This is a genomic window from Acidimicrobiia bacterium (genome assembly GCA_036271555.1).
In the GTDB taxonomy this organism is placed as follows: domain Bacteria; phylum Actinomycetota; class Acidimicrobiia; order IMCC26256; family PALSA-610; genus DATBAK01.
This window is the reverse complement of the sequence record DATBAK010000095.1, coordinates 1-12,066: the sequence shown is the minus strand read 5'-3', so window position 1 is coordinate 12,066 and position 12,066 is coordinate 1. Positions and strand designations below refer to the sequence as shown.

Below are 12,066 nucleotides of genomic sequence, written 5' to 3'. Positions count from 1 at the left end.
TTCGGCGACCTCGTGTCGTTCATCACCGGTGGTCCGCTGGTCGCGATGGTGGTCGAAGGACCCGAGGCGTGGAAGGTCGTGCGCACGCTGATGGGCACGACGAACCCCCGCGAGGCCGCGCCGGGCACGATTCGCGGCGATCTTGCCGTCGAGCTCACCGAGAATCTCGTGCACGGCAGCGACGGAACCGAATCCGCCGCGCGCGAGATCGCCCTGTTTTTTCCTGAACTCTCTGGTCGCACTCGCTGACGCTCGCCGCTCCCGACGCCTCAGCCTCGTGGTTGGGCGGGCCGCTCGGCGACCCGCCCACTCTGGTGAGCCGAACGTTGCGCGCGCGGTCCGCGCGCTCCGTCGCAGCACAGGCAGGGCTGGCGGCGCCAGAGTCGCTCCCGTAGCCTTGACCCGATTCGACCAGCCTCGAAGGGGGCCCTGGGTGTCCGAGCCCTGGTACGCCTCGGTGATCGGTCGCGACATGGCGATCGACCTGGGCACCGCGAACACACTTGTCTACGTCCGCGGGCGGGGCGTCGTACTCGACGAGCCATCGGTCGTCGCCGTGAACACGCGCGACGGTCGACCGCTCGCCGTCGGCATCGAGGCGAAGCGCATGATCGGGCGCACGCCCGGTCACATCACCGCGATCCGTCCGCTCAAGGACGGCGTGATCAACAACTTCGACGTGTGCGAGAAGATGCTGCGCTTCTTCATCCAGCGCGTGCATCAGCGTCGCTTCGCGAAGCCCCGCATGGTGATCTGCGTGCCGTCGGGGATCACCGGCGTCGAGCAGCGTGCCGTGCAGGAAGCCGCGGAGTACGCCGGCGCGCGCAAGCCCGTGTACATCATCGAGGAGCCGATGGCCGCTGCGATCGGCGCGGGGCTTCCCGTGCACGAGCCCGCGGGCAACATGATCGTCGACATCGGTGGCGGCACGACCGAGGTCGCGGTCATCTCGCTCGGCGGCATCGTCGCGAGCGAGTCGATCCGCATCGCGGGTGACGAGCTCGACGAGGCGATCGTCAACTACGTGAAGAAGGAGTACTCACTCGCGCTCGGCGAGCGCACCTCGGAGGAGATCAAGATCGCGCTCGCGAGCGCGTTCCCGCTCCAGGAGGAGCTGTACGCGGAGATTCGCGGTCGCGATCTCGTCACCGGTCTCCCGAAGACGGTCGTCGTGTCGACGGTCGAGATTCGCGAAGCGATCGAAGAGCCCGTCGCCGCGATCGTCGACGCGGTGAAGGTGACGCTCGACAAGACGCCGCCGGAGCTCGCGGCCGACATCATGAGCAGTGGCATCGTGATGGCCGGTGGTGGCGCGTCGCTGCACGGTCTGCGCGAGCGGCTGAGCACGGAGACCGGCATGCCGATCCGCGTGGCCGACAATCCGCTCTACTCCGTAGTGATCGGATCCGGCCAGTGCCTGGAGGCGTTCGACGCCCTCAAGCAGGTGCTCATCTCGTCGCAGGGCCAGTAGCCCGTCATCCGGCGGGAGGCGAATCGCTCCATGGCAGGGCCCGGTCGCGGCGGTCGCCGTCGCTACGTGCTGGTCCTGCTCGTGCTGACGGCGGTGACGCTCATCACGCTCGACCAGCGCCAGGGCGATTCCGGCGCGGTGGGCACGCTCGGGCGGGTCGCGCATCGGGTCGTCGATCCGGTGTCGAACGTCGCGTCCGACATCATGTCGCCGGTCTCGAACTGGTTCGACGGGATCGTGCACGCGGGCTCGCTCAAGCACGACAACGCGCGCCTGCGCCGTGAGCTCGCCGCGGCGCGCGTGCAGGCCGCGCAGGGGCACGCCGACCGCAGTGAGAACCGGCAGCTGAACGCGCTGTTGCACCTGTCGTGGGGCGGCGACCCGATACCGAGTGTCGTCGCGAGCGTGATCGACAACGGCGCCGGCAACTTCAACCGCACGATCACGTTGTCGCGTGGAACCGAGTCGGGGGTGCGCGTCGGCATGCCCGTCGTCGCGTCGGGCGGGCTCGTCGGTCGCGTGTGGCAATCGTGGAGCGGCGGCTCCACGGTGTTGCTGCTCGACGATCCCGACTTCGCGGTCGGCGTGCGCATGGTGACGCATCGCAACGTCGGCATCGCGGGGGGCCAAGCCGGACGGTCGACATTGAGCGTGCCGCTCGCAGGACCGCTCAACGCGCACGCGCGTCCGCGCCGCTCCGAGATCGTGATCACGTCGGGACAGACGCAGAGCACGTTCCCGCCCGGCATCCCCGTCGGACGCGTCGTGTCGACGAGCGTCTCGGACGACGGGCTGACGATCGACACGCTCGTGGCGCCGTACGTCGACGTCGGGAGCCTCGAATACGTGCGCGTGCTGCAATGGAAGCCGGGCTCGGCGGTGCCGCCGAAGCTGCAGTCGTCGACGACCGTGCCGACGACGACCACCACCACGACAACGCCGACCACGCTTCCGGGCGCGACGACCACGTCGTCGTCGACGCCCCCGACGACCTGACATGCGCCGCGTCCTCCCGCTCGGACTCCTCGTGCTCACGACGGTCGTCGTGCAGGTCGCGTTCATGCCGCACCTGCGACTCTTCGGCGTGGTGCCCGACCTCGGCCTCGTCCTCGCGATCGCGATCGCGTATCACGACGACGCGGAGACGGCCGCGATCGTCGGCTTCGCGACGGGGCTGGGCTTCGATCTCTTCCTCCGCACGCCGGTCGGCGCGTCCGCGCTCGCGTACGCGGTGACCGGCTACGCGACGGGCGTGATCCAAGCGTCGCTCATCCGATCGAGCCGGTGGCTGCCGTTCGTGCTCGGCGGCCTCGGCGGTCTCATCGGCGGACTGATCTTCGCCGTCATCGCGATTCTCGCGGGCACCGACTCGCTCATCCACCTCACGACGGTCGGGATCGTGGCGCGGGCCGCGCTCTACGACGCGATCGCCGCGCTCGTGGTGTTTCCGCTGGTCGACCGGTTCGTGCGCACGCGGGTCGCGCCACCGATGACCTGGCGAGACTGAAGCGATTCTCTTGGTCGGGCTCGCAAGCTTCGCCCTCCTCGACGCGGGATGGGATCCGCCGTGGCCGCGCTGCTCGCGTCCGCTCGCGCGCTCATGCGGGAACGGTCGTCTTGCTTGGCTGAGGCCCGGTATGCACAGCGCTTGAAGAGCGGCCAACATGGGTCGGTGCCGGCCGTGGGTTCGAACTCCGTGAGAACGGCGCGCCCGTGAACGATCAGCGCGTACGCGTCGCGATCGTCGGAGTGGTCGCCGTCGCGTTGTTCAGCGCGCTGCTGGGCCGGCTGTGGTTCCTCCAGATCGGCAACAGCGAGGCGACCGTCGCGGTCATCGCGCAGAACACGTTCCGCACCACGCAGCAGGAGTCGCCGCGCGGTCTCATCCTCGACTCGCAGGGCGCGGTGCTCGTGCAGGACCAGGTGGAGTGGGGGATCGAAGTCGACCGCCGGCTCGTCGGCGCGGAACGCAAGAACGTCGTACAGCGGCTCTCGACGCTGCTGCACCTCACGACGAAGGAAGTGAACAAGCGGATCAACGATCCGCGGCAGTCGCCGTTCGAGCCCGCGGTCATCGCGGTCGGCAACGAGGTTCCGGACGCGGTGCGGCTCACGATCCTCGAGCGGCAGGAGCGCTATCCGCACGTCACGGTGCAGATGATCCCGTACCGCTCGTATCCGTACGGCACGCTGGCCGCGCACGTGCTCGGCTACGTCGGACACATCACGAGTCCCGCGGAAGCGAAGAAGCACCGCGGCTACGAGGACAACGACACGATCGGTCGCGCGGGCGTCGAGGCGACGTACGACAACTACCTGCACGGCGTGTCGCGCCGCGAGCGCGTCGAGGTCGATCCCGCGGGACGGGTCGTCGGCAATCCCGTCGTCTCGGCGCCCGGCCGTCCCGGCGACAACGTGTACTTGACCATCAACGCGCACCTGCAGCAGATCGCGGAGTCGTCGCTCGCACAAGGCATCGCGATCGCGCGGACCGACCAGAACACCGAGGTGAAGGACCTTCGCCTCGAGAACTACAAGGCGCCCGGCGGATCCGTCGTCGTGCTCGACGCGAGCTCCGGTGCGGTCGCGGCGATGGCGTCGTACCCATCGTTCGATCCCGCGCAGTTCGTCAACGGGATCACGACCGCGCAGTACAAGGACCTGACCGCGCCGCCCGCGCGCCTGTTGAACCGCGCGACACAGGGTCTGTACGCGGTCGGGTCGACGTTCAAGCTCGTGTCGTCCGTTGCGATGATCAAGTACGACTACCGCGGCGAGTTCACGCCGGTCGACGACCCGGGATCGTTCAAGGTCGGCGCGTCGACGTTCCACAACGCGAACAATGAGCCGCACGGCACCGTCACCCTGCGCAAGGCGCTCACCGTGTCGAGCGACGTCTACTTCTACAAGTTCGGCGACGACATGTGGAGCACATGGCGCGCCGGCGACGCGAACCGCGGCTATGCGATCCAGCAGGTCGCGCGCGAGTTCGGCTTCGGCTCGAAGACCGGTATCGCGCTCGACGAGTCGGCGGGACGCGTGCCCGACGCGAAGTGGAAGGCCGATTTCGCGAGGAATCTGTACCCGAAGGGCTCGCAGGCGCTCGCGCAGAACAGCGCGTGGAACCCCGGTGACGACATCGAGCTCGCCGTCGGTCAGGGCGATCTGCTCGCGACGCCGCTCCAGCTCGCCGACGCGTACGCGGCGTTCGACAACGGCGGCACGCTCTACCAACCGCAGCTCGTGTCGAAGATCGTCGACCCCGACACGCACAAGATCATCCGCCAGCTCGCGCCGAAGGCACGCCGCCGCATCGACCTCGACCCGCAGCTGCGCAGCGCGCTCGTCGACGGCTTCACCGGCGCGGTGAACGATCCTTCGGGCACCGCGTACGACGCATTCCAAGGTTTCCCGCTCGCACAGCACCCGGTGATGGGCAAGACGGGCACGGCCGAGGTCGTGATGAACGCCGCAGGCGACAAGAGCGACACCTCGGTGTTCGTCGGCATGGTCACCGGCGCGAACGGCCACCCGTACGTCGTCGTCTCGCTCGTCGAGCAGGCCGGTTTCGGTGCCGCGATCTCCGCGCCGATCGTGCGCCGGGTCATGGAAGGCCTGATCGGCGTCTCGCGGCCCGCGCCGCTCGCAGCCTCGGCGACGGGGAACGACTGATGACCGCGACGCTGAACCTGTCGACGGAGCGCGCGCAGGAGTCGATGCCGTTCCGGCACCTCGACTTCCTGCTGATCCTCTCGCCGTTCGCCATCACCGCGCTCGGGATCCTGATGATCTACTCGTCGACGCGCACGCGGCTGTCGCTCGAGCACGTCGACCGCTTCTATTACGTCGAGCGGCAGGGGATCGCGCTCGTGATCGGCGTCGTGCTCATGCTCGTCGCGATGGCGATCGACTACCGGAAGCTGCGCGACCTCTTCCCGCTCCTCTACATCGGGACGTTGCCGCTGCTCTTCGCGGTGCGCTTCATCGGCACCGGCCGCAACAGCACGACCGCGTGGTTCCAGGTCGGTCCGCTGCAGTTCCAGCCGTCGGAGATCGCGAAGGTCGTGCTCGTCATCACGCTCGCGGGCTACTGCCATCAACATCGCGGCGACCTCGACGCGTGGCGGCTCGCGATCACCCTCGGGATCGCGTTCGTGCCGATGGCGCTCGTGATGCTCCAGAACGACCTCGGCACGATGCTCGTGATGTGCGTGATCGTCGCCGCAGTCGTGCTCGTCGCCGGCATCCGTCCGATGCACATCGCCACCGTGTTCCTCGTCGTCGCGACCCTGGTCGGCGCGCTCGCGGTCGGTGGGAAGTTCAGCGGCTACCGGCTCGACCGGCTCACGAGCTTCCTGCACCAAGGCCCGGTGTCGACCGAGAGCGCGACGCCGGCCGAGTACAACCTCGCCGAGTCGCGCACCGCGATCCAGCACGGAGGGCTCACCGGCACGGGGCTCTACAAGGGCACGCTGACGAAGCTCAGCTACGTGCCTGCGCAGCACACCGACTTCATCTTCACGGTCGTGGGGGAGGAGCTCGGGTTCCTCGGCGGCGCGCTGCTGCTCGCGCTGTTCGCGCTGCTCGTGTGGCGCACCTGGCGAATAGCCCTGCTGTCGACCGACTTCTTCGGGACGCTGCTGTGCATCGGCATCCTCGCGATGTTCGCCTTCCAGGTGTTCGAGAACATGGGCATGACGATGGGGATCATGCCGATCACCGGCATCCCGTTACCGTTCATGTCCTACGGCGGCTCCGCGCTCATCACGTACTTCATCGCCGTCGGCCTCGTCGCCAACGTCCACATGCGCCGCTTCACATAGTTCTGGTCGCCTGCTGCGAGCCCTTCCAGAGGGTGGGGTGGCGAGGAACGCCGCGCAGCGCGCGCCGAGTACCACGGAGCGATGCCCCGGGTTCCGCCTACCGCCAGGTAGACTCACCCGGACATGTCCAACCTCTGGCCGCGGATCGAACCGCTCCTGGCCAAGGTGGAGAAGCCCGCTCGCTACATCGGCATGGAGCGAGGCGCCCTGGCGCCGGATCACCGGCCCGGTCAGGCGGCCTTTCTCCTGATCTATCCCGACACCTACGAGATCGGCCTCCCCAACCAGGGCCTCCAGATCCTCTACGAAATCCTGAACGAGCGCGACGACGCCGTCGCCGAACGCGCCTACGCCCCGTGGACCGATCTCGAGCGCGCGATGCGCAGCACGCGTGTCCCGCTCTTCTCGGTCGACACGCACCGCGCCGCCGCCGACTTCGACGTGCTCGCCTTCAACCTCTCGGCCGAGCTCGTCTCGACGAACCTCCTGAACTGCGTCGACCTCGCCGGCGTGCCGATTCGCGCCGAGCACCGCAAGCCGGAAGATCCGATCGTCATCGCGGGCGGTCACTGCACGTTCAACCCGGAGCCGCTCGCCGACTTCGTCGACGCCTTCGTGATCGGCGACGGCGAAGAGGTGGTCGGGGAGATCGCCGCCGTCGTCGGCGCGTGGAAGCGCGGCGGCCGCGCATCGAGGGAAGCGGTCCTGCGCGACCTCGCGACGATCGTCGGCGTGTACGTGCCGTCGCTCTACGACGTCGAGTACGACGGCCCCGCGCTGCGTTCGATCACGCCGCGCGTGCCCGAAGCCGCGAGCACGGTCGAGAAGCGCACGATCGCCGACCTCGGCGACTGGCCGTATCCGAAGCAGCAGCTCGTGCCGCTCATCGAGGTCGTGCACGACCGGCTGAACGTCGAGATCTTCCGCGGCTGCACGCGCGGTTGCCGCTTCTGCCAGGCCGGGATGATCACGCGGCCGGTGCGCGAACGGCCCGAGGAGCAGGTCCGCACGATGGTGCGCGAGGGCCTCCGCCGCACCGGTTACGACGAGGTCGCGCTCACGTCGCTGTCGAGCGCCGACTTCTCGGGCATCGACCGGGTCGTCGCCGACCTCGTGAACGACCAGGAAGGCACCGGCGGGGTCAGCCTCTCGCTGCCGTCGCTGCGCGTCGACGCCTTCACCGTGGGGATCGCGAGCGAGATCCAGAAGGTGCGTCGCACCGGGCTCACGTTCGCGCCCGAGGGTGGTTCGTGGCGGCTGCGGCAGGTCATCAACAAGTTGATCACCGAGGAAGATCTCTACGCCGCGGTCGACGGCGCGTACTCGAGCGGCTGGCGGCGGGTGAAGCTCTACTTCCTCACCGGGCTGCCCACCGAGACCGACGAAGACACGCTCGGCATCGCGCAGTTGGCGCGCTCGGTGATCGACGTCGGCCGCAAGCACACGAAGAACCCGTCGTGCACGGTGTCGCTCGGTGGCTTCGTGCCGAAGGCACACACGCCGTTCCAGTGGTTCGGGCAGAACGGTGTCGGCGAGCTGCACCGCAAGATCGGCCTCGTGCGCAACGCGCTCAAGGGTCAGCGCGCCGCGCAGCTCAAGTGGCACGACCCCGAAGCGACCTTCGCCGAGGGGCTCCTCAGCCGCGGTGACCGCCGGCTCGGTCGTGTGATCGAGCGCGTGTGGCGCGGCGGTGGCACCTTCCAAGAGTGGTCCGAGCACTTCGACCTCGAGCGCTGGCTCGACGCGCTGCGCGCCGAAGGACTCGACCCCGACTGGTACGTCACGCGCCAGCGCACGCGTGACGAGCTGCTCCCGTGGGAGCACATCCGCGCGGGCCTGCACTCCGATTTCCTCTGGCAGGACTGGCAGGACGCGCTGCGCGAGCACGGGCTCCCCGATTGTCGCTGGACGCCGTGTTACGACTGCGGCGTGTGCACCGGGTACGCCCTCGAGCACGTCGTCGCGTCGACGGTCGCGCCCGCGGGTGGGAGCCAGGGCACCGGGCAGGATCTGTCGCGCGGTGCCGACGTGCCGATTGCGCTCGGCCGCCGTCCCGAACCCGCGATCGCCGGAGACGGCGTCTGATGCGCGGCGACGCGGGTTACGCCGTGCGCGTGAAGTACTCGAAGCAGGGCAAGGTCCGGTGGATCTCGCACCGCGACGTCGCCCGCGCGTTCGAGCGGGCGTTGCGCATCGAGCAGCTGCCGCTCGCGTTCACACTGGGCTTCTCGCCCCGCCCGAAGGTCAGCTTCGGGCTCGCCCTCTCGACGGGGTACGAGAGCGAGGCCGAGTACCTCGACCTCGAGCTGTCCGAACCCGTCGACCTCGAGCCGCTGCCGGAGCGGCTCAACGCGGCCATGCCGATCGGCCTCTCGGTCATCGACGTGGTCGCGCTCGCGGACCGGGCCCCCGCGTTGCAGGAAGTCGTCACCGTGGTCACCTGGCGAGTCGAGGTGACCGGGGACGACGGTGAGCCGGTGCCCGTCGACCTGCTGAGCGAGCTCGTCGCCGCCGCGCGATCCGCGGCGGTGCTCGAGGTCGAGCAGGTGCGCAAGGGACGCGCCTCGATGTCCGACGTCCGGCCCGCGATCCGGAGCCTCGACGTCGTCGATGGCGAGGTCGCGAACATCCCGACACTCGAAATGGAATTGTCGACCCAACCGCGCGGCGCGAAGCCGAGCGAGGTCGTCGCCGCGATCGCGGGCACGCGCCCCGACCCGCCGACGCTCGCGATCGGACGCGCGGTGCGGACCCATCAATGGATCGAGCGCGACGGCGCGCGGTGCGAACCGCTCGACGCCGACACGCGCCCGCACGTACCCGTGGTGCGTGCGTCGTGAGAGAAGGAACCGATGTCCGAGTCCGTCCTCCCCGAGCCCACGCTCCCGGAAGTCGCGGCGAGTGCGCCGCCGGCGCCGGCCGAACCCATCGTCACCGCCGTCCCGTCGTCGAACGGGAGCGACGGGCACCCCGAGGAGCAACCGCCCGGATCCGCTGACGTCGGCGCGACCCCGCGCCCGCTCGGACCCGAAGCCGGGGGCATCGACGGCAAGCCCAAGCCCCGACGCCGTCGCGGCAGCCGTGGCGGTCGCAACCGGAAGCGTCCGACCGGCCCGCGTCCCGAGTCGGCCGTATCGGCCGCGACCGACGACGAGGCCGACGCGGACGCGGCCGACGATAACGACGACGAGACGACGATCGCACCGGGCCGCGAGCAGCGCGGCAACGACTGGACCGACGCCGACGCCGACAGCGGCTACACCGACGACGACGCGCTCGCGGAGGCCCGCGAGGACGCGGACCTGCCGTCGACCGGCGCTCGCCCGCAGGTCGGCGATCGCCGCCCCGCGCCGCCGAAGCCTCAGATCGGCGACAGTCGACCCTCCGCGGCCGGCGGCGCACCCGCGGCGAGCGCGGCCGACGGCGGCGATCCCGACGCACCGAAGAAGCGGCGCCGGCGGCGCGGTGGACGCGGCCGCTCGCGCGCCGGCGCGGGCGCGGGCGGCGAAGGCGCCCGTCCGGCCGGCACGAACGGCAACGGAAGCGGCAGGGGCAATGGGAACGGCAACACCGCGACGCGCGCGAAGGCGACCTACGTCGAAGGCTCGTTCACGATCGCCGAGGACGAGCCGAGCGTGCTCGACCTGCTCGACGACGAGCAGCTGGAGAAGCGGCGGGGCCTGACCCGCAAGGGCCGGCCGACCGGTCGCTACGCGATGGTCGTCCACACCAAGCCGACGGGCGTCTCGCAGATCGCGGTGCTCGAGGGGCGCAATCTCATCGAGCACTACGTGTCCGAGCCCGAGGACGAGATCTGGTCGATCGACGGCAACATCTATCTCGGGCGCGTGCAGAACGTGCTGCCGGGCATGGAGGCGGCCTTCATCGACATCGGCACACCGAAGAACGGCGTGCTGTACCAGGGCGACGTCGCGTTCGACCCGAGCGAGGTCGAGGGCAACGAGAAGCCGCGCATCGAGCGGGTGCTGCGCAACGGTCAGGCGATCATCGTGCAGGTCACGAAGAACCCGATCGGGCACAAGGGCGCGCGCCTCACGCAGGAGGTGAGCCTCGCGGGTCGCTTCGTCGTGATGGTGCCGGCGCAGCCCGAGACGTACGGCATCTCGAAGCGGCTCCCGGACGACGAGCGCAAGCGTCTCCGTCGCATCCTCGATCACCTGCGTCCCGACGACGCAGGCCTCATCGTGCGCACCGCCGCGGAGGGCGCGACCGAGGAGGAGCTCGAGCGCGACATGCGCCGGCTCCGGAACCAGTGGGCGCAGATCTCGCAGCTCGCGAAGACGTCGAAGACGGGTCGTCTCCTCTACAAGGAGCCGCCGCTCGTCACGCGCGTCATCCGCGAGGAGTTCACGAAGGAGTACCGCGCGATCGTCATCGACAGCCGCGAGCTCTACGACGACGTGAAGGGCTACGTCGACGCGGTCGCGCCCGAGCTCGCGGATCGCGTCGAGTTCTACGACGTCGACGCCGAGCCGCTGCCGATCTTCGAGCGCTTCCACGTGCACGAACAGCTGCACAAGGCGCTCGATCGCAAAGTGTGGTTGCCGTCGGGTGGCTCGCTCATCATCGAGCGCACCGAGGCGCTCACCGTCATCGACGTGAACACCGGCAAGAACGTCGGTCGCAGCAACCTCGAGGAGACCGTCTACCGCAACAACCTCGAAGCTGCGGAGGCGGTCGCGCGTGAGCTGCGACTGCGCGACATCGGCGGGATCATCGTCATCGACTTCATCGACATGGAGATCAAGAAGAACCGGGAGGATGTCGAGCGGTCGTTCCGCGAGGCGCTCGCGCGCGACAAGACCCGCACGCAGGTGTTCCCGATCACCGAGCTCGGCCTGCTCGAGATGACCCGCAAACGGGTGTCCGAGGGCCTGGTCGAGGCCTTCTCGGAGACGTGTGAGACCTGCGCCGGCCGCGGCTTCGTCGTCGACGAGGCAATGTTGGAATAGGCCGTATCCATTGGTCGGGCTCGCAAGCTCGCCCGACACGACGCGCGATGGGAGCAGGCGACGTCGCGTGCTCGCTTCGCTCGCCGCTTTCCGGCTTCCGCCGGTCCCCGGCTACACTCACCCGGTTCTTCACCGGCCCAGTTCCGAGGTTTTCGCGCGATGTTCGCAGTGATCAAGACCGGCGGTAAGCAGTACCGCGTCGAGGAGGGCCAGCGGCTCGACGTCGAGAAGCTGCCCGGCGCCGAAGTGTCGCTGCGGCCCGTGCTGCTCGTCGACGGCGACGAGGTGCTCTCGACCGCTTCGCAGCTCGAGGCCGCGTCGGTGAGCGCCCGGGTCGTCGGCGAAGCCAAGGGTCCGAAGATCAAGGGCTTCACGTACAAGAACAAGAGCAACCAGCGGAAGCGCTGGGGGCACCGGCAGCACTACTCGACCATCGAGATCACCGCGATCTCGAAGGCCTGATCGAAGGCTGAGGCGGCACCATGTCGAAGAAGAAGGGCGCGGCGTCGTCGCGTAACGGTCGGGACTCGAACTCGCAGCGGCTCGGTGTGAAGCGCTTCAGCGGCGAGACCGTCACTGCAGGGACGATCATCATTCGTCAGCGGGGCACGAAGTTCCACCCCGGCTTCAACGTGGGCCGCGGTGGCGACGACACACTGTTCGCGACGTCCGACGGTGTCGTGAAGTTCGGCAAGCGCGGCGGCCGCAAGCTCGTCGACATCGTCCAGGGCTGACCTCCCGCGCGTCAGTGGTACTGCGTTCTTCGGCGATACGCCGATAACGCAGTACCACCAAAACC

Annotated in this window: 11 protein-coding genes; all 11 read left to right on the top strand. The window is 69.1% G+C overall.

What is annotated here, in order from left to right; translation table 11 throughout:
* On the top strand, positions 1-249 hold a 249-nt coding region (locus VH914_21630; protein HEX4493817.1), incomplete at its 5' end, for a nucleoside-diphosphate kinase.
* A gap of 184 nt (positions 250-433) precedes the next feature.
* A complete protein-coding gene (locus VH914_21625; GenBank protein HEX4493816.1) occupies positions 434-1,471 on the top strand; it encodes a rod shape-determining protein in 1,038 nt (345 codons plus the stop codon).
* 30 nt (positions 1,472-1,501) lie between these two features.
* The gene (gene mreC / locus VH914_21620; GenBank protein ID HEX4493815.1) at positions 1,502-2,467 is read left to right on the top strand and encodes a rod shape-determining protein MreC; all 966 of its coding nucleotides are present in this window, start codon (positions 1,502-1,504) and stop codon (positions 2,465-2,467) included.
* Between the two features lies 1 nt (position 2,468).
* The gene (gene mreD, locus VH914_21615; protein HEX4493814.1) at positions 2,469-2,978 is read left to right on the top strand and encodes a rod shape-determining protein MreD; all 510 of its coding nucleotides are present in this window, start codon (positions 2,469-2,471) and stop codon (positions 2,976-2,978) included.
* A gap of 206 nt (positions 2,979-3,184) precedes the next feature.
* Positions 3,185-5,143, top strand: coding sequence for a penicillin-binding protein 2 (gene mrdA, locus VH914_21610; protein HEX4493813.1), 1,959 nt, complete (start codon positions 3,185-3,187; stop codon positions 5,141-5,143).
* A complete protein-coding gene (rodA, locus tag VH914_21605) occupies positions 5,143-6,294 on the top strand; it encodes a rod shape-determining protein RodA (protein HEX4493812.1) in 1,152 nt (383 codons plus the stop codon). The genes mrdA and rodA overlap by 1 nt, the downstream gene beginning before the upstream one ends.
* A 123-nt stretch (positions 6,295-6,417) precedes the next feature.
* Positions 6,418-8,379 carry a TIGR03960 family B12-binding radical SAM protein gene (locus tag VH914_21600; protein HEX4493811.1) on the top strand — a complete coding sequence of 654 codons (1,962 nt, stop codon included), beginning with the start codon at positions 6,418-6,420 and terminating at the stop codon, positions 8,377-8,379.
* Positions 8,379-9,134 (top strand): TIGR03936 family radical SAM-associated protein, encoded by a 756-nt coding sequence (locus VH914_21595; protein HEX4493810.1) that lies wholly within the window; start codon positions 8,379-8,381, stop codon positions 9,132-9,134. The genes VH914_21600 and VH914_21595 overlap by 1 nt, the downstream gene beginning before the upstream one ends.
* A 12-nt stretch (positions 9,135-9,146) precedes the next feature.
* Complete coding sequence (locus VH914_21590; protein ID HEX4493809.1) at positions 9,147-11,267, top strand: Rne/Rng family ribonuclease; 2,121 nt, start codon at positions 9,147-9,149, stop codon at positions 11,265-11,267.
* Positions 11,268-11,426: 159 nt separating this feature from the next.
* Entirely contained in the window at positions 11,427-11,729 is a 303-nt protein-coding gene (gene rplU / locus VH914_21585; GenBank protein HEX4493808.1) for a 50S ribosomal protein L21, read from the top strand.
* A 20-nt stretch (positions 11,730-11,749) separates the two neighbouring features.
* On the top strand, positions 11,750-12,001 hold the full coding sequence (gene rpmA / locus VH914_21580) for a 50S ribosomal protein L27 (protein HEX4493807.1): 252 nt from the start codon (positions 11,750-11,752) through the stop codon (positions 11,999-12,001).
* Positions 12,002-12,066 lie beyond the last annotated feature (65 nt).